Here is an 18,827-nt window from a genome sequence, read left to right as displayed (position 1 = left end):
CTTGGGTTTGGCCCCGTTTAGCCGCCCCCGCCCCGCCCCGCAAGCATGTGGCGCCGCCAGACCTCGATCATCCAGCCCAGCATCAGCGCATTCAGCAGATGCCACAGGAAATGCGTGCCAAAGGGCACCACATCGCAAAGCGGCCCGTCCAGCGTGCGGAAGGTCAGGCTTGCCACCAGGATCGCCGCCCCCACCACCATCCCCCGCGCCGTCGCAGGCGACCGCTGCCACAAAAGGCCAGCATAGGCCAGGATCAGCAGGGGAACCGGCGCATACCCGGCCGAGGATCCAAGGACCGGCATCAGCGCCGCAAAGACCGGCACCATCAACCCGGCATAGGGCAGGAAGGCCAGCACCGCCACCCAGGGGCGCCAGCCGCCCAGGCACAGGAAATCCCGCGTTGCCGCAAAGACATAGATCAGGATGAACCCCAGGATCGGCGTCACATCCAGCGCCGCGGTCAACCCGTTGGCATGGGTATGGAACAGCCACGACCCCACCCCGATCGCCGCAAGCACCGCGCTCAGCGCCCGCCCCAGCGGCAATCCGGCCGTCCGCCGCCACATCACCACGGCCGCCACCAGGAAGGCCAGGTTCGTCAATGCGTTCACCGGCTCGGCCCAATAGGCGGCACTCACGCGTTCGCAATAGGCGTCGATCGGGTCGAACATGGTTGTCATCCGGCTGTCAGTCCTAGATGGTAGGTCCTTCCCAGACATATAGCGAAGGAACACGCATGCAGATCACTTGGCTTGGCCATTCCGGCTTTCGCATCCAGATTGAAGACGCCATCCTCCTTATCGACCCCTGGCTGACCGGAAACCCCCTCTTCCCCGCCGGGCGCGAGGATGAGGCGGTGTCCGGCGCGACCCATATCCTCTTGACCCATGCCCATGGCGACCATGCCTCGGACGCGGCACGGCTGGCCGGCAAGCTGGGCATCAAGGTCCATTGCATCCATGAGCTGTCGGAATGGCTGAACGGCCAGGGCTGCGAAACGGTCGGCTTCGGCAAGGGCGGCACTCTGACCTTGGGCGGGGCGAAGGTCACCATGGTCAATGCCGTCCATTCCGCCAGCATCGACTTCGGCGGCAAGGGCCTCTTGCCCGCCGGCGACGCGGCCGGCTTCATGATCGCGGGCGAGGGCCACACGATCTATGTTTCCGGCGATACCGACATCATGGCCGACATGGCCTGGATGGCCGAGTATCACCAGCCCGACATCGGCATCCTGGCCTGCGGCGGCCACTACACGATGGACATGGCGCGCGCCGCCTGGGCCGCGCGGAAGTGGTTCAACTTCCGCTGGGTGATCCCCTGCCACTACAAGACCTTCGGCCTGCTCGCCCAGGACGCCAGCGTGCTGAAGGCGGGCCTGCCCCCCGGGATCGAAGTGATCGAGCACGAGGTTCTGGACCCGATCCGAATCTGACCTGTCGGCTGCCCACACTGGACCTGCAGCACAGCACTGGAAAAGCAACAGCTTGACCGTGGGCATTTACCTTCGGTCAAGCATGATCGCCACGCCCTGGACGGCTGGCGCTGCTCCACCCGGCCCAGCTCTCTGCATTTGCAGGAGCGGCGTCTGGGCACTTCACCCTGCCCTGCCCCAACTGCTAGGCTTCGCCCTAGGATGACCCAGGCCGCACCGCCCTTCCAAGACGACCTGCGCGCCTCGGTCGAGGCGCTGTTTTCCCATGCGCCCGACCGCGTTCCCAAGACCCTGATGGTCTGCCGCTGCCCGGTCTGCATGACCGAGGCGACGCTGGCCAGCATCCTTGCTACCCCAGTGCGTGCATTGGACCCGGGACCTGATCCGCGAATACTCGAATTCGGCCCACGGCACGCCGACCGACCCGGACGATCTGAACGCCCTTCTGCCCCGATACCTTGACCTGATCGCCCAGGATATCGAGGTGCAGTGGAACCCCGATGATGCGGCGCTGAAACGCTTCGGCACCGCGCGCGACAGCCTGCCCGGCTTTCCCGCCCCCGCGATGGTGGCCGAACTCGACCGTTACGCTCGGCTTCTCCTGCTCCATTTCGGCACCCTTCAGGCCATTGGAACCGGGACGGACCAGACGCTTTGGTCGCTGGTCCAGACGCTGGCCATCGGTGGCTGGGCACCGGCAGTCCTGACCGGCGCGCTGGACGATCTGCTTGCGCAGCCGGACCTTGGCCCACCGGCGCTTGATATCCTTCTGGTCGAGTTGTCAGGCAGCCTGGAGGACGGGCGCCTTGTCCAGACGGCCCTCACCCGCGAACGGCCCGCAGCCGCGCCTGGCTTGGCGGCCTGGGTCGCCGCCCTTCTTGCATCGCCCGCCGTTCAGGCCCGCGTTGCAGCGGCCGACTTGCCCCCCGGGCCCGCAAAGCGCCTGGCCGCAGCCTTTGGCAAAGCGCCCTCGCCCGGCAGCCCGCCCTCTGCGTGAGAGCGCCTTTACGACACAGGCAAACCTTTCCAAATCCCTAACGTCCGCGACCAACCGTCTGATAACATTACCTCATCAGCGATTGTCCACCGTGGACACTATCCCCGCTTTCCCGCGAAAAACCCTTTCAGCAGGGCCTCCGCCTCCCCCGCCCCGATCCCGTCGTAGACCTCCGGAACATGGTGGCACTGGGGGTGGGAAAACACCCGCGCGCCGACCGAGACGCCCCCCGATTTCGGGTCCGCCGCCCCATAGTAAAGCCGCCCCACCCGCGCCGCAGAGATCGCGGCCGCACACATCGGGCAGGGCTCCAGCGTGACGTAGAGATCGCAGCCGACCAGCCGTTCCGACCCAAGGGCCCCGCAGGCCGCGCGGATCGCCAGAATCTCGGCATGGGCGGTCGGATCGGCAAGTTCCCGCGTCCGGTTGCCTGCACGGGCCAGCACCGCCTCGCCCTGGACGACCACCGCCCCCACCGGCACCTCACCGCGCGCCGCCGCCGCCCGCGCCTCCTCCAGCGCCAGCCCCATGAACGACCGGAACCCTTCGCGTTGCTCTTTCATGCCCGCTTCAATATCCTGCCCATCCGGCCACCAAGGCCCGAAGGATGATGGCCATGCCCGGAAAAGAAAAGCCCCCCGCCACCGAGACCCCGGAAGGCGAGCGCATCGCCAAGGTCCTGTCCCGCGCCGGCATCGCCTCGCGGCGCGAGGCGGAGCGGCTGATCGAACTGGGCGAAGTCAAGGTCAACGGCAAGACCATCACCTCGCCCGCGCTGAACGTGACGCCCCAGGACAAGATCACCGTGCGGGGTGAACCCGTGGGCCAGCCCGAACCCCCGCGCCTTTGGCTGTACTACAAGCCCGAGGGTCTGGTCACCTCGGCTTCGGACGAGAAAGGCCGCGACACCGTTTTTGACCACCTGCCCGAGGACATGCCGCGGGTAATGTCGATCGGTCGGCTTGACCTGAATTCGGAGGGCCTGCTCCTCCTCACCAACGATGGCGAGTTGAAGCGGAAGCTGGAACTGCCCTCGACCGGCTGGCTTCGCAAGTACCGGGTCCGCGTGAAGGGCAACCCGACCGAACCCGAGATCGAACCGCTGCGCAAGGGCATCACCATCGACGGCGAGCGGTTCCAGGGAATGGAGGTCAAGATCGACCGTCACCAGGGCGCGAATGCCTGGCTGACCGTGGGCCTGCGCGAAGGCAGGAACCGCGAGATCCGCCGCGCGATGACCCATATCGGCCTGACCGTGAACCGGTTGATCCGCACCTCATACGGCCCGTTCCGCCTGAACGAGTTGCAACCGGGCGAGGTCGAGGAAGTGAAGCCCCGTATCCTGCGAGAGCAGTTGGGGCTGTCCGAGGCCGAGTTGCCCTCGACCCCTCGCGCGGGCCGCAAGCCCGACGCGAAGCCTGCGGCCAAGCCTGCCGGCAAACCAGCGGCCAAGACCGCGAAAGCCGGGCTGAAGCCGGGTGAAGGGCTGAAGCAGCTTTCGGACAGCTGGCAGAAGGCAACCCGCCCGGCCCGCACGTCGGATCGCACGTCCGGCGACCGCCCCGCCCGCCCGAATTCTGCGCCGTCACGCACCGGACCGCGTCCAAGCGGGCCGAAGAAGGGTTGAGGCGGACACCCCCCGGCACCGGGCCATGAGGGGGAAGAATGCCGCCGATTCCCCGCAGGCATGACTGGCATGCGAGGGGACCATCGGCTAAGGTCGATTGACGCGGCAGGAAAAGGAGATCGGGGCATGTCGGGCAGCGGAATTCGGACGCTCTCGCTGGTGCTTCTGGTCTTTCTGGTGGCCTATGTGGCCTGGTCGGGGGGCGCGTGATGGCCGAGCGCTTTGGCGGGAAGTATTCCCCGGGTGGCGGGTCCAAGGGGCCAGTGACGGCGCCCCCGTCTGCGCCCCGGGTGACGGGGAAATGGCGCACGACCGTGCTGTTCCTGAGCGCATTCCTGTTCCTGTTTCCCGCCTTTGGCGATGGCCCGCGCGAGATGCTGCTGGGCCTTCTGGCGGGCGGGATGATCGTGCTGGCGGCCTGGCTCACACGCGAGGGGCTGGTGGCGGAAGCCGCCTACAACGCCCGCAAGCTGGCCCGCCGCCCGGCCTTTCCACGTAAGGCAGCGGGGGCGGTCGCGACAGGGGCGGCTTTGGCTGTCGGCGGGGTGATCGCGGATCAGGGGCTGGTCTATCCGGTGCTGTACGCGCTGGTCGGCGCGGGGCTGCATCTGGCGGCCTTTGGCCTGGACCCGATGGCAGACAAGGGGATGGAAGGCATCGACGCCTTCCAGACTGGCCGGGTCGCCAAGGCCGTTGAAGAAGGCGAGGCGCATCTGGCCGCGATGCAGGACGCAATCCTGCGGGCCAAGGACCGCAGCCTTGAGCGGCGGGTGGCGCAGTTCGCAGGTGTGGCGCGCGGCCTCTTTCGCACGATCGAGGGCGATCCGGGCGACCTGACGGCCGCGCGCAAGTATATGTCGGTCTATCTGATGGGGGCCCGCGACGCGACCATGAAGTTCGCCGACCACTATGCCCAGACCCGCGATGCTGCCGCGCGGACGGATTACGAGGCGCTTCTCTCGGATCTGGAAACCACATTCGCGCAAAAGACGACGGCCTTTCTTTCAAACAACCGGACCGACCTGGACGTTGAAATCGCCGTCCTGCGCGACCGCCTGAAGCTTGACCATTGACCCAAGGGGAATGCCCATGTCCACGACCGTCCAAGCCGATGCCCAGGCCTTCCTGACCGAGGTCGAGAAGGTCACCGCCGTGATCCTGCCCGAACCGATGGCCGAGGTCGTCCCGCTGGAGGCTGCCCCGTCCGACAAGGCCGAGGCGATCCGCAAGCGGATGTCCGAGGTCGACCTGACGAACACGCAGTCGATCATCGCCTTCGGCTCTTCGGCCCAGGCCGAGTTGCAGGTGATCAGCCAGGCCATGCTGCAGGACGTGAAGAACAAGGACGTGGGGCCGGCGGGCGACAGCTTGCGCAAGATCGTCACCACGATCCGCGGGTTCGCGGTCGATGAGTTGGACCTGCGGCGGGAATCGAGCTGGTGGGAAAAGCTCCTGGGCCGCGCCGCCCCCTTTGCCGAGTTCGTCGCGCAGTACGAGGATGTTCAGGGCCAGATCGACAAGATCACCAGCGAGCTGCTGAGCCATGAGCATACTTTGCTCAAGGATATCAAAAGCCTGGACGTGCTGTATGAAAAGACCCTGACCTTCTACAACGAGTTGGCGCTGTACATCGCGGCGGGCGAGGCGAAGCTGGCCGAGGTGGAAGCCACCGCAATCCCGGCCAAGGAGGCCGAAGTTGCCGCCGCCCCCGAGGCCGACCAGGTGATGAAGGCGCAGGAGTTGCGCGATCTGCGCGCGGCGCGGGACGATCTGGAGCGCCGGGTGCATGACCTGCGTTTGACCCGGCAGGTGACGATGCAGTCGCTGCCCTCGATCCGGCTGGTGCAGGAAAATGACAAGTCGCTGGTGACCAAGATCAACTCGACCCTGGTCAACACGGTGCCCCTCTGGGAAACCCAGCTGGCCCAGGCGGTGACGATCCAGCGGTCCAAGGAAGCGGCAGAGGCGGTGCGCGATGCCAACGACCTGACGAACGAACTGCTGAAGGCCAATGCCGAGAACCTGCAGGCCGCGAACAAGGTGGTGCGCGAGGAGATGGAGCGGGGCGTGTTCGACATCGAGACGATCCGCCACGCCAACGCGACGCTGATCGCCACGATCAACGAAAGCCTGGCCATCGCCGACGAGGGCAAGGCCCGCCGCGCCACGGCCGAGGCCGAACTGGTGAAGATGGAAGCGGAACTGCGCGACACGCTGGCTTCGGCCAAGGCCCGGCAGACCACCCCCTCGGCCCAGGCCTAAGCCGCGTGGCGCTGCCCCGGATCATAGGGCGTCTGACGGCGGGAACGGCGATCCTGGCGCTGGTCGGGTGTACCCCGGCCGCCGCGCCGCTCGCCCCGCCGGCGCCGCCCCCCGTGGCGGCTGTCCCTGCCCCGCCGACGCCGAAAAGCGCAGCCGCACTGACCTATTTCGGGCAGGTGCAGCAGATGCTGCTGGCCCAGGGCCTGCTGCGGTCGGATTCCGGGTCCGAGGTTCCGTACACCGACCGGATGCTGGCGGAAAACTTCCTGCGCATCGCGCTTTACGACGAATATCGCCGGTCAAGCGGCGGCTTCGTCCGGCAGGAAACCGCCAGCATCCTGCGGCGCTGGGAAGTGCCGGTGCGCGTCTCGGTCCGCTTCGGACCCTCGGTTCCGGCCGAGCGGCAGGCGACGGACCGCGCCCGGATCGCCAGTTTCGTTGCCCGCCTGGCCGGCATCACCGGCCATCCGATCACGATGGACGAGGGCAATCCGAATTTCTTCATCCATGTCGTCTCGGAGGACGAGCGCGAGGCGCTTGGCCCCAAGGTGCGGGCCGTGCTGCCGAACCTGTCGCCGGGCGATGTGGCCGGCATCACCAACATGCCGCGGTCGACTTATTGCCTGGTCTATGCCCTGTCCGAAGGCAACTCGGGCGCCTATACCCGCGCCTTCGCGGTCATCCGGGCCGAACACCCCGACCTGTTGCGCCTGTCCTGCGTGCATGAGGAACTGACGCAGGGCCTGGGCCTGCCGAACGACAGCCCCCGCGCGCGCCCGTCGATCTTCAACGACGACGAGGAATTCGCGCTGCTGACCGACCACGACGAGCTTTTGCTGCGGATGCTTTACAGCCCCCAGCTGCGCCCCGGCATGACGGCCGAACAGGCGCGGCCCATCGTCTTTGACCTTGCGCGCCGCCTGACGGGCGGTGACAGTTGACCCAGAACCGGAGGGTGCCATGGTTTTCGATTTCCTGAAGGGCGAATTCATCGACGTCATCTCGTGGCTTGATGACACGCGCGACACGATGGTCTGGCGCTTTGACCGGCGCGGACAGGCGATCAAGATGGGCGCCAAGCTGACGGTCCGCGAGGGCCAGGCGGCGGTCTTTATCCATGAGGGGCAGTTGGCCGACGTGTTCGGCCCCGGTCTCTACATGCTTGAGACCAACAACATGCCGATCATGACCACCTTGCAGCACTGGGACCACGGGTTCCAGTCGCCGTTCAAGTCCGAGGTCTATTTCGTCAACACCACCCGGTTCAACGACCAGAAATGGGGCACGAAGAACCCGATCATGGCCCGCGACCCCGAGTTCGGGCCGGTCCGCCTGCGGGCCTTCGGCACCTATTCGATGCGGGTGACCGATCCGGGCAAGTTCATGACCGAGATCGTGGGCACGGATGGCGAGTTCACCGCCGACGAGATCAGCTTTCAGGTCCGCAACATCATCGTCCAGTCGGCAAGCCAGGTCTTGGCCAAGTCGGGCATCCCGGTGCTGGACATGGCGGCGAACCTGGCCGATCTGGGCAAGATCATCGCCAACGCCATCGCGCCGCAGGTGGGCGAATACGGGCTGTCGATCCCGGAATTCTACATTGAAAACATCAGCCTGCCGGAAGAGGTGGAAAAGGCGCTGGACAAGCGCACCTCGATGGGGGTGGTGGGCGATCTGAACCGCTACATGCAGTACAACGCCGCTGAAAGCCTAAGCCAACCGGGCAGTGCGATGGGATCGGCCATGGGCGCCGGGATGGGCATGGGCATGGGCGCGTCGATGGCGCAGAACATGGGGCCCTGGGGGGCGCAACCGGGGGCTGCCGCCGCGCCGCCGCCGCCTCCCCCTCCGCCGCCGGCCGCGAAGGTCTGGCATCTGGCGGTGGATGGGTCCACTTCGGGGCCGTTCGGTGAGGGCGATCTGGCGAAGGCGGCCGCCGAGGGTCGGCTGACCCGTGCAACAATGGTCTGGACCGCCGGGCAGGACGGCTGGAAGATGGCCGCCGAGACCGAGTTGGCGCGGCTTCTGGACCAGGTGCCTCCGCCGCCGCCGACACCCTGAGATGCCGCAGGACGAATACCGCTGGCCCTGCGAACAGTGCGGGGCGCAACTGCGCTTCGCGCCGGGCCAGACGCGGCTGGTCTGCGACCACTGCGGCCATGTGCAGGAGATCCCCGCCTCCGCCGCCCCGACCCGCGACCGGGCGCTGCAAGAGCTTGATCTGCGCCGCGGCCTGCAGGACGATCTGGCCGACCGCGACATGGTCGAGGTGCGGACGACCAGTTGCCCGAACTGCGGCGCGCAGGTGGAAATCACCGGCGCGACCCACGCGACCGAGTGTCCCTTTTGCGCGACCCCCGTGGTGCTGGACACCGGCACGACGCGGCATATCAAGCCGCAGGCGGTGGTCCCCTTCGTCCTGACCGAGACGCAGGCGCGCAAGGCGATGACCGGCTGGCTGGGCAGCCTGTGGTTCGCGCCGAACACGCTGTTGGAATACGCCCGCAAGGGCCGCGCGATGAATGGGGTCTATGTCCCGTTCTGGACCTTCGACGCCGACACCGCCAGCCGCTACACCGGCCAGCGCGGTGAGTATTACTATGAGACCCGCACCGTCCATGTCCGCGTCAACGGCCGGATGGAGGCGCGGCAGGAACGGGTGCGCCATACGCGGTGGTATCCGGCCTCGGGCCGTGTGTCGCGGGATTTCGACGACGTGCTGGTCATGGCCTCGCGCAGCCTGCCCGCGCGGCTGGGCAATGAGCTGACCCCCTGGGACCTTGGCGCGCTGGTGCCCTATGGGCCAGAGTATCTGGCCGGGTTCCAGTCCGAAGGGTACACCGTGGGCCTGGCCGACGGCCATGAGGAGGCGCGCCAGCGCATGTCGGCGGTGATCCTGCAGGACGTCCGCCGCGACATCGGCGGCGACGAGCAGCGGGTGGAGGATGTGGACACCAGCTGGTCGGACGAGACGTTCAAGCACATCCTGCTGCCGGTCTGGATGGCGGCCTACAAGTACAATGGCAAAAGCTATCGCTTCCTGGTCAACGGCCAGACCGGCGAGGTGCAGGGCGAACGCCCCTGGTCGATCTGGAAGATCGGCTTTGCCGTGCTGATGGTGGCGCTTTTGGCGCTGGGGGCCTACTACCTGTCGGAACAGCAGGGCGGAAGCGTCAGCCTGCCCGAGTGGATGGACTAGTCCCTGCCCCGGCGGAAAAACAGCATCCAGCCCGCATAGCCGCCTGCGGCCAGGAACAACATCCCCCAGAACGGCGAGCCTACCCACAAAAGCTCCATCAGGCCCCAGCCGATGGGCAAAAGCACGGTCAGCCAGCGCACCCAGGCCTTGGCGAAGAAGGGGTCGTTCGGGTCAAGAAACTTCATCGCGCGGCGTCTGTCCTGTGGCATCATGTCGGAAGAAGGAAGGGAGGCCGACATGCCCCATATTGTCAAGGATTTCCAAGGACAAACCGTCATCACCACCTTCGAGACCACGCCCGCCATGGCGTTTGATCTGGTCGAGGCGCTGGAGGCCGCCTATCAGGACTGCATCCGGCACCAGCCGGGGTTCATCGCGGCGGGGCTGCACATGAACGATGCGCGGACGCGGATCTGCAACTACAGCCAATGGCAGCGGCGCGAGGATTACCAGGCGATGCTGCGCACCCCGGAAATGCGCGAGAGGAACCGCAAGATCAACGAGTTGTGTCGCGGGTTCGAGCCGGTGATGTATGAGGTGACGGGGGTATTCTGACCCCCAGGCGCTGAAGCAGCGCCTGCGCGGCGGCCGGGTTGGCTGTCTTGTGGCCGGAAATCACGAAAGCAAAGACCGCGCGGTCCCTGGCGATGCGGCGCAGGCGGGTGGCCCAGCGGTCCAGATCACGGGCGGGATAGCCCAGCGGCTCGTCCTTTTGCGTGCCCATCAGGCGTAGATAGGCAAAGTCCGTGGTGGCGACGTCAATCTCGGGATAGGCGCCATCGGCCCCCTGCACGGCGGCGATGCCCCGGTCGGTCAGCAGGGCGGCGAAGGCCGGGGCGTGAAAGCTGTCGTGCCGCGGCTCGATCGCGTGGCGCAGAGGCAGGCCGTTCAGGCGGTCGGGCAAGAGGTCCAGGAAGCTGGCCAGGTCGGCGCAGTCAAACGCCCGCGTCGGCGGCAGTTGCCAGTTGATCGCGCCCAGCTTCGGCCCCAACTCCTCCAGGCCGGAGTCCAGGAACCGCCGGACCCCATCGGCGGTCTCGGCCAGCTTGCGGCGGCTGGTGACATAGCGCGGGGCCTTCAGGGTAAAGACGAAGCCATCGGGGGTTCCACGGGCCCATTTGCGAAAGGTCGCGGGGGTCTGGGTGCGGTAGAAGGTGCCGTTGACCTCGATCGCCGTCAGGGCGCGGGCGGCGAAGGCCAGTTCCTGCGACTGCGGCAGGTCGGGCGGAAAGAAGCTGCCGCGCCACGGAGCATAGGTCCAGCCGCCGACGCCGATGCGGATGGGGTGGGGCATGGGCTCTCCCTGCATGGATCGTGGGGGCAACGCCTGCGGCGCGGTCAGCGTTCCCCCTGACGGCGTTAACCGTTCTGAAAGGTCCGGGGGTCAGGATCGTCGCAAACAGGGGGGCGGCATGGATCCAGTGGACGAATATGCCCGGCTGAAGGACGAGATTCGCCGGCTGCAAGACCGGGCAGAGGTGCTGCGCGCGGGGTTCCTGCACCCCGGCGCGCGGCTGCGGTCGAACCGGTATGAGATCACGGTAAAGCGGCAGAAGCGGCGGGTGTTCCAGAAGGACCAGCTGCCCCAGGCCGTGCTGGACGACCCCCGTTACTGGGAGGAGCGCGAGGGCGAGGTTGTCACCTGCCGCGCGCTGTCCACCGCAACCGAGGATGAGGACATCGTTCTGATCGAGTGACGGGATGTAAGGTGGGCGATATCGCCCACCCTACGCCCGGACAGGATGCAAAGGGTTTGCCCATGCCGAACTATCGCCGCCTGCCGGTTCCGGGTGCCACCTGGTTCTTTACCGTGAACCTCGCCCAGCGTGGCGGCACAGCCCTGACCGATAACCTCGACCTCTTGCGTGAGGCTTACCGGGTAACCGCGGCCGAGCATCCGATCCGCTGCGACGCGATGGTGGTGCTGCCCGACCATATCCACGCGGTCTGGACCCTTCCGCCGGGCGACGCCGACTTTTCCCGGCGCTGGCAGAAGATCAAGGCGCGTTTCACCCATGCGACCGGGCTGCGCGGCATCCAGTCCCGCAGCATGGTCGCGAAGCGCGAGGCGGGGCTTTGGCAGCGACGGTTCTGGGACCACCTGATCCGCAGCCCCGAGGAGGAACGGCGCGCCATCGCCCACTGCCTGGCCGATCCGGTCCGGCACGGTCTGGTAACCTTAGCCGAGGACTGGCCCTTCTCCACGATCCACCGCGACTTGCGGTTGGCAGCATCCGCCCCGCCCGGCGTGAAGGGCGCGGCGTAGGGTGGGCGATTCGCCCACCGACCCTAGCGTCCGCGTCGTGAGCGCTTGCCGCCGCGCTGGCCCGCCCGACCCGCCGTCGACCGCCCGGCCATCTTCGTGGCCTCGACCACCGCTTCCTCGATCACCTCTTGCCGGGCGAAGGGGTCGTCGGCCACCGCCAGTTCCACCGCTTCCAGGCGTTTGACCTCGTCCCGCAGGCGAGCTGCCTCCTCGAACTCCAGGTTCTCGGCGGCCTTGCGCATCTGCAGCCGCAGCGCATCCAGGTGCGCGGCCAGGTTCTTGCCGATCATCGGCTTGTCGACCTTCGTGGTGATCCGCGCCTGGTCGGTATCGCCCTCCCATGTTCCGAACAGCACGTCCTCGACGTTCTTCTTCACCGTTTCCGGCGTGATCCCGTGAAGCGTGTTGTAGGCGATCTGCTTTTCGCGGCGGCGGTTGGTCTCGGCCAGCGCCCGCTCCATCGAGCCGGTGATCCGGTCGGCATACATGATCACCCGGCCCTCGCTGTTCCGCGCCGCGCGGCCGATGGTCTGGATGAGGCTGGTTTCCGAGCGCAGGAACCCCTCCTTGTCGGCATCGAGGATCGCCACCAGGCCACATTCCGGAATGTCCAACCCCTCGCGCAACAGGTTGATCCCGACCAGCACGTCGAACGCGCCCAGCCGCAAATCCCGCAGAATTTCAATGCGTTCGATGGTGTCGATATCACTGTGCATGTAGCGCACGCGGATGCCTTGCTCGTGCAGGTAATCCGTCAGGTCCTCGGCCATCCGCTTGGTCAGAACGGTGGCCAGGGTCCGCAGACCGCGGGCGGCGACCTTGCGAATCTCGTCGAGAAGGTCGTCGACCTGCATCTCGACCGGGCGAATCTCGACCTGCGGATCGATCAGGCCGGTCGGGCGGATCACCTGTTCGGTAAAGACGCCGCCGGTCTGCTCCATTTCCCAAGCCGCGGGGGTGGCACTGACGAAGACGGATTGCGGGCGCATCGCGTCCCATTCCTCGAACTTCAGCGGGCGGTTATCCATGCAGCTGGGCAGGCGGAACCCGTGTTCGGCCAGGGTGAACTTGCGCCGGAAGTCGCCCTTGTACATCCCGCCGATCTGGGGAACCGAGACGTGGCTTTCGTCAGCAAAGACGATGGCATTGTCGGGGATGAACTCGAACAGCGTCGGCGGCGGCTCGCCCGGCGCGCGGCCGGTCAGGTAGCGCGAGTAGTTTTCGATCCCCGCGCAAGATCCGGTGGCCTCCAGCATCTCGATGTCGAAGTGGGTGCGCTGCTCCAGCCGCTGCGCCTCCAAAAGCTTGCCCTCGGCCTGCAACTGCTTCAGGCGGTGGAAAAGCTCGTCCTTGATGCCCTTGACCGCCTGCGCCAGCGTCGGGCGTGGGGTGACATAGTGGCTGTTGGCATAGATGCGGATCTGTTTGAAGTTGTCGGTCTTGGCGCCGGTCAGGGGGTCGAACTCGACAATCGACTCAAGTTCTTCGCCGAAGAAGGAAAACCGCCAGGCCCTGTCCTCAAGGTGGGCGGGCCAGACTTCCAGGCTGTCGCCCCGCACCCGGAAGGCGCCGCGCTGGAAAGCGGTTTCCAGACGGCGGTACTGCTGGGCCACCAGTTCCGCCATCACCTTGCGCTGGTCGTACATCTGCCCGACCACCAGGTCCTGCGTCATCGCCGAATAGGTCTCGACCGAGCCGATGCCGTAGATGCACGACACCGAGGCGACGATGATCACGTCATCGCGTTCCAGAAGCGCCCGGGTGGCCGAGTGGCGCATCCGGTCGATCTGTTCGTTGATCTGGGATTCCTTCTCGATATAGGTGTCGGTCCGGGCGACATAGGCCTCGGGCTGGTAATAGTCGTAGTAGCTGACGAAGTATTCCACCGCGTTGTCGGGGAAGAAGCCCTTGAATTCCCCATACAATTGCGCGGCCAGCGTCTTGTTCGGCGCCAGGATGATCGCGGGGCGCTGGGTTTCCTCGATCACCTTGGCCATGGTGAAAGTCTTGCCCGTCCCCGTGGCGCCCAGCAGGACCTGATCCCGCTCTCCGGCCAGGACCCCGGCCGTCAGTTCGGCAATCGCCGTGGGCTGGTCGCCTGCGGGCTTGAACGGGGTCTGCATGACAAAGCGCCGGCCTCCCTCCAGCTTGGGCTTGCTCAGGACGTCGGGACGCTCGGTCAAAGCGTTGCTGTTGTTGTGCGGCATGCGCGCCTCATCGAGTCGGGGGGACAGGACAGATTTGATCCGTTTTTGTTCCAGTTCAAGCGGCGATCGGCCCTTTGGGGCGAAACCGTTGCCCCAGACCGGCCAAGCGGCTAAGGCAGGCGCCAGAGGTGCATGATGGCAGAAAAGATCGACACGCGGGCCGTGGGGCTGGATGTTGGGCTGGCGTTCATCCGCTGGCTGACCGGGGCCGAGAACCTTCATTACGGGCTTTGGACCGGCTTGGATGTCACGGCCGGAAACCTGAAAGCCGCGCAAGAGGCGTATACGGCCAAGCTGTTCGGCTATCTGCCGGAGGGTCCGTTGCGCATCCTGGACATCGGCGGCGGTGCGGGCGAGACGGCGAAGAAACTGCTGGCGCTGGGCCACCGGGTGGACATCGTCGTGCCCTCGGCCTTCCTTGCCGCGCGCTGCCGCGAGAATGCCGCTGGAGCGACGGTGCATGAATGCACCTTCGAGGATTTTGCCGGAACGGGGCCGTTCGACCTGTGTCTGTTCTCGGAAAGCTTTCAGTACATCCCGATGGCCGAGAGCCTGCCCAAATGTGCGGCCCTGTTGGCTCCGGGCGGTCAGGTGGTGATCGCCGACTGCTTCCGAACCGAGGCTTACAAGGGCCGCCATCTGCACGGTCCGCAGCCCGGCGGCGGCCATCAGCTTGCCGCCTTCCGCGCGGCGGTCGAGGCGTCGGCCTTCCACGTGGTGGCCGAAGAGGACATCACTGACGCTGTCGCCCCCTCCATCGACCTGGAACAGCAGTTGTTCAACGTGCTGGGCCATGGGGTTACCCGCGTCTCGGACGAGATTCGGGCGACGAAACCCACCGCGCACTGGGCGCTGTCGCGGCTGATCGGCCTGTTCCTAAGCCGCAAGCGGCGCGCCAACCTGATGCGGCGCCTGACCGCGACCGAGCGGAACGCCGAGGTCTTTCGCCGTTTCAACCGCTATCTGATGCTGCGGCTGGCGCCCAGGGCCTGACACCGCGCACAGCCTGAGGTTTTTTTGTGGCCGTTAACACATCTTTTAGTTGAATCGCTGTCGCAGCTGGGGCAATGTGAAGGGGCAAGCAGCAACTGAAGCTGTCGGTCGGTCCCACCACACCCCACCCACACTCCCCCGGGATCGGCCGACAGTCTTTTCTCCGCACGGACCGGCTTGCGCTTTCCCGAAAGCTTCGACAAAACAGAAGTGATCTTCGGAGGATTTTCCATGCGCGCCCGCATCTATCAGCCCGCCCGGACCGCCATGCAATCCGGCACCGCCAAGACCCAGGGCTGGGTTCTGGAATTCGCCCCGGCCAGCGCCCGCGGGATCGACCCGCTGATGGGCTGGACCTCGTCGGACGACACGCAGTCCCAGGTCCGCCTGCGGTTCGACTCGCGTGAGGCGGCCCAGGCCTATGCGGCCGAAAAAGGCATCGAGTACGACCTGATCGAGCCGAAGCCGCGCCGTGCGAATATCCGCGCGCGTGGCTATGGCGAGAATTTCGCCACCGACCGCAAGGGCGCCTGGACGCACTGATCATTTCAGGATTTCCGAGCCGATCCAGATCGTGTCTCCGGCCTTGAAGATATAGTCGGACCAGACAAAGCTACCGTCCTCGGCGAAGAGCGTCACCAGCCCGTCCTTCACCAGGTATCGCCCGGATTCGGATCGGTCCGAGCCGGTTGCGAAGCCGCTGCCGTTTTCGAATGTGGCGGACGCCCCGGCATAGGCGCCATAGTCCCATGTCCCGTCGGGATGATAGGTGGTGTCAGTCATCCGCGTCACGCCGCCCGACATGCCGATGCCCGGGGTGAAGCCCGAGACGAAGATCGTCGAGACTGTCCCGTTGATCTTCGTGCCATCGGCCAGAAGGTCGATGGGATCTATCCGGCGATCCCCCTTCTGGAATGTGTCGTCGGTGACCTGATAGCTTTCGACCTCGCCCGAGGCGTAGTGCAGGGTCAGCGTCGCGCCGTCCTGGCTGTAGCTGCCCCAGTCCATGTCACCCAGCGCCAGGCGTTCGGCCCGATCAAACGGCGCCGTGCCAGTTGGGGGCGTCCCATCGTAGAAGGTGCCGTCGGGATAGAGCGTCAGCCAGTGGTAATCGATCTGCATGGTCATCATGCCGTCGATCCCGAGCAACCACCAGTTCGTCGTCCCCCACCAGACCCCCTGCATCTCACCCGGGACCGGAGGTGGCATCAGCGGTGCGGCCCCTTCCGAGACGAACCGGGCGCCTTCCAGCAGGGGGACAACATCGCGCTGGAAGACGGTCATGGCCGAAGGGATATCCTCCATGTCCGAGGCAGGCGCGGTGAAGGCTATCAGTTCCATCCGCCCGAACAATTGCACTGCAAACAGGACCTGCAATTCGCCATCGACGGTCTGTCCCAGGATGGCGCCTGGCCGGCCCTTCAGGTTGAACACCTCGGGTGCCACGATCTGGGTAATCTTCGGCGGATCGGTTTCATCCGGGTCGATGAAGCGCCGGGTCTGCTGGTCCAGCCAAGTATCCACACGCCCGCCGGTCACCGAACCCGCCGTGACACGGATCGCGCAGAACTCGCATTCGTCGTCCGGCAGTTCGGATCGCAAGGTCAGGATGCCATCGTCCGAACCGCCGGACACCCAGCCCTTCGGCACGACAAAGATCAGGTTCCCATGCTGCCGGGTTTCCGCGCAGATCGGGCTGGTGAAAAGCAGGAAGAAGGTCAACAGGAGCCGCATGAACCACCTCTGGCCCGGATGATTGAACAAAACCTTGCCAGCGCGAGGTGGGAAAGCCAGATCGCCTTCGGACCAAGCTGCGGGCCTTGCAAGGGCCGCATCGGCACGCCAGAAAGGGTGCCGGAGGAACCGATGTCGATCAAGATCACCGAAGAACACCCGCTGACGCCGGACCTGGAGCTGCTGTTTCAGCGGCACACCGCCGACATGCATGCGGACACTCCACCCGAGTCGATCCATATGATGGACAAGGCGGCATTGGCGGCACCCGGCATCCGCTTCTTCGTGCTGCGCGACGGGGGCGAGCCGCTGGCGATGGGGGCGTTCAAGCGGATCGACGCAGCCCATGCCGAAATCAAGTCGATGCATGTGCTGGCCGAGGCAAGGGGGCGCGGGTTGTCGAAAGCGATGCTGGAGCATCTGGTCGCGGCGGCCCGGCAGGACGGATTCACCCGGCTGAGCCTGGAGACCGGTGTGCAGCCAACCTTTGTCGCGGCAAGGGCGCTCTACATGCTGGCGGGATTTTCGGAATGCCCGCCCTTCGACGGCTATGAGGACGACCCGAACTCGGTCTTCATGACGAAGGCGCTTGCCTGATCCTTTTGGCTTCTGCAAAAGGACGAGGTGCGGGCTCATAGCTCAACTGGATAGAGCAAGGACCTTCTAAGTCCGAGGTTGGGGGTTCGAGTCCTCCTGGGCCCGCCAATTGACCCTCGCGTCTGAAACGGTTCGACCGCTTTTGATCGAAGTCCGAAAGCTTGGGCTGCGGTGCCCTGATCGATTCACGTTTGACAGGTCGGAATTAATGTAATAGTGATACTTACACATAAACGGATAACAACATGCCCACCAGCACCCGCTTCGCCGTCGCTTCGCATATCCTGACCGCGCTCGCCATGACCGAGGGCAAGCCCGTCCGGTCGGAGGACATCGCCACGTCGGTCAACACCAGCGCAGTGGTCATTCGCGGAATTTTGTCCCGATTGAACGACGCCGGGCTGACGCGGTCGCAACTTGGCAGTGGCGGGGGGGCCTTGCTGGCAAGATCGGCGGCCGAGATCCGCCTGCTGGATGTTTACGCGGCGGTCGAAGACACCGAACTTTTCGCCGTCCATCGGACCGCACCCTGCACAAGCTGTCCGGTGGGGGCAAATATCCTGGACGTGATAAACCCGGCTTTGGCCCGTGCCCGGGCCGCGCTGGAAGCCGAGCTTGGCAAGACGACCATCGCTGATCTTGCCGGCACCATCCGCGAACTGGCCAAGACGTGAGGTCAGACGCGCGTTTCTTTCGCTCAAAAATGTCAGTGTGACGCTTTCACATTTATACTTAATTCGGCCCGGCAGCAATCAGGGCGCTGCCGGACCGGTCAAGATCGCCCTGCTTGGTAAAACGGAGAGTAAACATGACAATCGGAATCATCGGCGCAGGTGCGCTTGGCAGCAACGTGGCACGCGCCTTTGGCAAGGTCGGCATCGCGGCCACGATCGCGAACAGCAGGGGACCGGAAAGCCTGGCGGACCTGGTCGCCGAGGTGGGACCAACCCTTACCGCAGGCACATTGGCCGAAGCGGCAAGCGCGGATATCGTCGTGCTTGGCCTGCGCTGGTCCGATGCCGCAGCAGTCCTGAATACGCTGCCCGAATGGCAGGGGCGGATCGTGATCGACGCCACAAACCCCGTCGCCTTCCTTGCGCCGGATTCGCCGGACCGGTCGGACCCCAGCAATCCGCTGGCGGCCTATGGTATCAAGCCGGTCCAACATGGCCGAAATCATTCAAGCGAAGTGATCGTCGACCTGCTGCCCGGTGCGCGGGTGGTTAAGGCGTTCAACCATCTTGACGTAAGTGCGTTGGTGGAGCCGGATACAGGGGCCGGACAGCGCGTCCTGTTCTATTCGGGCGATGATGCGGATGCCAAGGCGCAGGTTGGCGGATTGCTGGGGAAGATAGGCTTCTTTGCCGTCGATCTCGGCCCGCTGGATGTGGGCGCTCCGCTTGCGGAACTGCCCTTCGGCCCGCTGGCGGCGGGGGCGTTCGTCAAGGTCTGAGACAAGCGATTTGCGGGCCATCGCGAAGATGCGATGGCCCGCCTTGTGAAACGGACGGTT

General features: G+C 65.6%; 23 protein-coding genes and 1 tRNA gene. 18 read left to right on the top strand and 6 right to left on the bottom strand.

The window, feature by feature from the left end; translation table 11 throughout:
• Positions 1-17: 17 nt before the first annotated feature.
• Complete coding sequence (locus tag CXR42_RS13135; RefSeq protein ID WP_103258005.1) at positions 18-680, bottom strand: ceramidase domain-containing protein; 663 nt, start codon at positions 678-680, stop codon at positions 18-20.
• Between the two features lie 56 nt (positions 681-736).
• On the opposite strand from CXR42_RS13135, the gene CXR42_RS13130 reads away from it, so the two are divergent.
• Together CXR42_RS13130 and CXR42_RS13125 are read left to right on the top strand one after the other, a co-directional pair.
• Positions 737-1,432 carry a metal-dependent hydrolase gene (locus tag CXR42_RS13130; protein ID WP_103258004.1) on the top strand — a complete coding sequence of 232 codons (696 nt, stop codon included), beginning with the start codon at positions 737-739 and terminating at the stop codon, positions 1,430-1,432.
• 361 nt (positions 1,433-1,793) lie between these two features.
• Complete coding sequence (locus tag CXR42_RS13125) at positions 1,794-2,429, top strand: hypothetical protein (protein ID WP_103258003.1); 636 nt, start codon at positions 1,794-1,796, stop codon at positions 2,427-2,429.
• Positions 2,430-2,527: 98 nt separating this feature from the next.
• On the opposite strand, the gene CXR42_RS13120 is transcribed toward CXR42_RS13125, so the two are convergent.
• Positions 2,528-2,992, bottom strand: a complete 465-nt coding sequence (locus CXR42_RS13120) for a nucleoside deaminase (protein ID WP_103258002.1) — start codon at positions 2,990-2,992, stop codon at positions 2,528-2,530.
• Between the two features lie 53 nt (positions 2,993-3,045).
• Between CXR42_RS13120 and CXR42_RS13115 the strand changes: the two genes are divergently transcribed.
• From CXR42_RS13115 to CXR42_RS13090, 7 genes are all read left to right on the top strand, one after another.
• Positions 3,046-4,056: a pseudouridine synthase gene (locus CXR42_RS13115; RefSeq protein ID WP_103258285.1), complete on the top strand. Its 1,011-nt coding sequence runs from the start codon at positions 3,046-3,048 to the stop codon at positions 4,054-4,056.
• A gap of 69 nt (positions 4,057-4,125) precedes the next feature.
• Positions 4,126-4,266, top strand: a complete 141-nt coding sequence (locus CXR42_RS19580) for a hypothetical protein (protein WP_180996057.1) — start codon at positions 4,126-4,128, stop codon at positions 4,264-4,266.
• Positions 4,266-5,129, top strand: coding sequence for a 5-bromo-4-chloroindolyl phosphate hydrolysis family protein (locus CXR42_RS13110; protein WP_103258001.1), 864 nt, complete (start codon positions 4,266-4,268; stop codon positions 5,127-5,129). Before CXR42_RS19580 ends, CXR42_RS13110 begins: the two co-directional genes overlap by 1 nt.
• Positions 5,130-5,145: 16 nt before the next feature.
• Positions 5,146-6,318, top strand: a complete 1,173-nt coding sequence (locus tag CXR42_RS13105) for a toxic anion resistance protein (RefSeq protein ID WP_103258284.1) — start codon at positions 5,146-5,148, stop codon at positions 6,316-6,318.
• Between the two features lie 5 nt (positions 6,319-6,323).
• A complete protein-coding gene (locus CXR42_RS13100) occupies positions 6,324-7,259 on the top strand; it encodes a DUF2927 domain-containing protein (RefSeq protein WP_245875441.1) in 936 nt (311 codons plus the stop codon).
• Between the two features lie 19 nt (positions 7,260-7,278).
• Positions 7,279-8,379, top strand: coding sequence for an SPFH domain-containing protein (locus CXR42_RS13095; protein WP_103258000.1), 1,101 nt, complete (start codon positions 7,279-7,281; stop codon positions 8,377-8,379).
• A 1-nt stretch (position 8,380) separates the two neighbouring features.
• Entirely contained in the window at positions 8,381-9,517 is a 1,137-nt protein-coding gene (locus CXR42_RS13090) for a TFIIB-type zinc ribbon-containing protein (protein WP_103257999.1), read from the top strand.
• Here the strand turns inward: CXR42_RS13090 and CXR42_RS13085 are convergent.
• Positions 9,514-9,702 (bottom strand): hypothetical protein, encoded by a 189-nt coding sequence (locus CXR42_RS13085; protein ID WP_103257998.1) that lies wholly within the window; start codon positions 9,700-9,702, stop codon positions 9,514-9,516. The genes CXR42_RS13090 and CXR42_RS13085 overlap by 4 nt on opposite strands.
• Before the next feature lie 52 nt (positions 9,703-9,754).
• Between CXR42_RS13085 and CXR42_RS13080 the strand changes: the two genes are divergently transcribed.
• A complete protein-coding gene (locus CXR42_RS13080) occupies positions 9,755-10,072 on the top strand; it encodes an antibiotic biosynthesis monooxygenase family protein (protein ID WP_103258282.1) in 318 nt (105 codons plus the stop codon).
• Here the strand turns inward: CXR42_RS13080 and CXR42_RS13075 are convergent.
• Entirely contained in the window at positions 10,014-10,811 is a 798-nt protein-coding gene (locus CXR42_RS13075) for a DUF72 domain-containing protein (RefSeq protein ID WP_103257997.1), read from the bottom strand. The two genes, CXR42_RS13080 and CXR42_RS13075, sit on opposite strands and share 59 nt — an antisense overlap.
• A gap of 118 nt (positions 10,812-10,929) precedes the next feature.
• Between CXR42_RS13075 and CXR42_RS13070 the strand changes: the two genes are divergently transcribed.
• Positions 10,930-11,214 carry a hypothetical protein gene (locus CXR42_RS13070; protein WP_103257996.1) on the top strand — a complete coding sequence of 95 codons (285 nt, stop codon included), beginning with the start codon at positions 10,930-10,932 and terminating at the stop codon, positions 11,212-11,214.
• A 62-nt stretch (positions 11,215-11,276) separates the two neighbouring features.
• Complete coding sequence (locus tag CXR42_RS13065) at positions 11,277-11,783, top strand: REP-associated tyrosine transposase (RefSeq protein ID WP_103257995.1); 507 nt, start codon at positions 11,277-11,279, stop codon at positions 11,781-11,783.
• A gap of 23 nt (positions 11,784-11,806) precedes the next feature.
• Here CXR42_RS13065 and uvrB read toward each other — a convergent pair whose 3' ends face one another.
• Complete coding sequence (uvrB, locus tag CXR42_RS13060) at positions 11,807-13,990, bottom strand: excinuclease ABC subunit UvrB (protein WP_103257994.1); 2,184 nt, start codon at positions 13,988-13,990, stop codon at positions 11,807-11,809.
• A gap of 135 nt (positions 13,991-14,125) precedes the next feature.
• Between uvrB and CXR42_RS13055 the strand changes: the two genes are divergently transcribed.
• Both CXR42_RS13055 and CXR42_RS13050 read left to right on the top strand, forming a co-directional pair.
• On the top strand, positions 14,126-14,983 hold the full coding sequence (locus CXR42_RS13055; RefSeq protein ID WP_103258281.1) for a class I SAM-dependent methyltransferase: 858 nt from the start codon (positions 14,126-14,128) through the stop codon (positions 14,981-14,983).
• Between the two features lie 231 nt (positions 14,984-15,214).
• The gene (locus CXR42_RS13050) at positions 15,215-15,526 is read left to right on the top strand and encodes an ETC complex I subunit (RefSeq protein ID WP_103258280.1); all 312 of its coding nucleotides are present in this window, start codon (positions 15,215-15,217) and stop codon (positions 15,524-15,526) included.
• On the opposite strand, the gene CXR42_RS13045 is transcribed toward CXR42_RS13050, so the two are convergent.
• Positions 15,527-16,717: a hypothetical protein gene (locus CXR42_RS13045; RefSeq protein WP_103257993.1), complete on the bottom strand. Its 1,191-nt coding sequence runs from the start codon at positions 16,715-16,717 to the stop codon at positions 15,527-15,529.
• A 132-nt stretch (positions 16,718-16,849) separates the two neighbouring features.
• Here CXR42_RS13045 and CXR42_RS13040 point away from each other — a divergent pair, with 132 nt between their 5' ends.
• From CXR42_RS13040 to CXR42_RS13025, 4 genes are all read left to right on the top strand, one after another.
• Positions 16,850-17,314, top strand: a complete 465-nt coding sequence (locus CXR42_RS13040) for a GNAT family N-acetyltransferase (RefSeq protein ID WP_103258279.1) — start codon at positions 16,850-16,852, stop codon at positions 17,312-17,314.
• Between the two features lie 31 nt (positions 17,315-17,345).
• A tRNA-Arg gene (locus CXR42_RS13035) sits at positions 17,346-17,422 on the top strand.
• Positions 17,423-17,559: 137 nt separating this feature from the next.
• Positions 17,560-17,988, top strand: coding sequence for an Rrf2 family transcriptional regulator (locus CXR42_RS13030; protein WP_103257992.1), 429 nt, complete (start codon positions 17,560-17,562; stop codon positions 17,986-17,988).
• A 134-nt stretch (positions 17,989-18,122) separates the two neighbouring features.
• On the top strand, positions 18,123-18,767 hold the full coding sequence (locus tag CXR42_RS13025) for an NADPH-dependent F420 reductase (RefSeq protein ID WP_103257991.1): 645 nt from the start codon (positions 18,123-18,125) through the stop codon (positions 18,765-18,767).
• The last annotated feature ends 60 nt before the right edge of the window (positions 18,768-18,827 follow it).

This window comes from Tabrizicola aquatica (assembly GCF_002900975.1).
In the GTDB taxonomy this organism is placed as follows: Bacteria; Pseudomonadota; Alphaproteobacteria; order Rhodobacterales; family Rhodobacteraceae; genus Tabrizicola; species Tabrizicola aquatica.
This window is presented reverse-complemented; position numbering and strand designations above follow the sequence as displayed.

Coding starts and splice junctions, on each gene's coding strand:
- CXR42_RS13135 (WP_103258005.1), bottom strand. CDS start 680: ATGACAACCATGTTCGACCCGATCGACGCCTATTGCGAACGCGTGAGT.
- CXR42_RS13130 (WP_103258004.1), top strand. CDS start 737: ATGCAGATCACTTGGCTTGGCCATTCCGGCTTTCGCATCCAGATTGAA.
- CXR42_RS13120 (WP_103258002.1), bottom strand. CDS start 2,992: ATGAAAGAGCAACGCGAAGGGTTCCGGTCGTTCATGGGGCTGGCGCTG.
- CXR42_RS13115 (WP_103258285.1), top strand. CDS start 3,046: ATGCCCGGAAAAGAAAAGCCCCCCGCCACCGAGACCCCGGAAGGCGAG.
- CXR42_RS19580 (WP_180996057.1), top strand. CDS start 4,126: ATGCGAGGGGACCATCGGCTAAGGTCGATTGACGCGGCAGGAAAAGGA.
- CXR42_RS13110 (WP_103258001.1), top strand. CDS start 4,266: ATGGCCGAGCGCTTTGGCGGGAAGTATTCCCCGGGTGGCGGGTCCAAG.
- CXR42_RS13105 (WP_103258284.1), top strand. CDS start 5,146: ATGTCCACGACCGTCCAAGCCGATGCCCAGGCCTTCCTGACCGAGGTC.
- CXR42_RS13095 (WP_103258000.1), top strand. CDS start 7,279: ATGGTTTTCGATTTCCTGAAGGGCGAATTCATCGACGTCATCTCGTGG.
- CXR42_RS13090 (WP_103257999.1), top strand. CDS start 8,381: ATGCCGCAGGACGAATACCGCTGGCCCTGCGAACAGTGCGGGGCGCAA.
- CXR42_RS13085 (WP_103257998.1), bottom strand. CDS start 9,702: ATGAAGTTTCTTGACCCGAACGACCCCTTCTTCGCCAAGGCCTGGGTG.
- CXR42_RS13080 (WP_103258282.1), top strand. CDS start 9,755: ATGCCCCATATTGTCAAGGATTTCCAAGGACAAACCGTCATCACCACC.
- CXR42_RS13075 (WP_103257997.1), bottom strand. CDS start 10,811: ATGCCCCACCCCATCCGCATCGGCGTCGGCGGCTGGACCTATGCTCCG.
- CXR42_RS13070 (WP_103257996.1), top strand. CDS start 10,930: ATGGATCCAGTGGACGAATATGCCCGGCTGAAGGACGAGATTCGCCGG.
- CXR42_RS13065 (WP_103257995.1), top strand. CDS start 11,277: ATGCCGAACTATCGCCGCCTGCCGGTTCCGGGTGCCACCTGGTTCTTT.
- uvrB (WP_103257994.1), bottom strand. CDS start 13,990: ATGCCGCACAACAACAGCAACGCTTTGACCGAGCGTCCCGACGTCCTG.
- CXR42_RS13055 (WP_103258281.1), top strand. CDS start 14,126: ATGGCAGAAAAGATCGACACGCGGGCCGTGGGGCTGGATGTTGGGCTG.
- CXR42_RS13050 (WP_103258280.1), top strand. CDS start 15,215: ATGCGCGCCCGCATCTATCAGCCCGCCCGGACCGCCATGCAATCCGGC.
- CXR42_RS13045 (WP_103257993.1), bottom strand. CDS start 16,717: ATGCGGCTCCTGTTGACCTTCTTCCTGCTTTTCACCAGCCCGATCTGC.
- CXR42_RS13040 (WP_103258279.1), top strand. CDS start 16,850: ATGTCGATCAAGATCACCGAAGAACACCCGCTGACGCCGGACCTGGAG.
- CXR42_RS13030 (WP_103257992.1), top strand. CDS start 17,560: ATGCCCACCAGCACCCGCTTCGCCGTCGCTTCGCATATCCTGACCGCG.
- CXR42_RS13025 (WP_103257991.1), top strand. CDS start 18,123: ATGACAATCGGAATCATCGGCGCAGGTGCGCTTGGCAGCAACGTGGCA.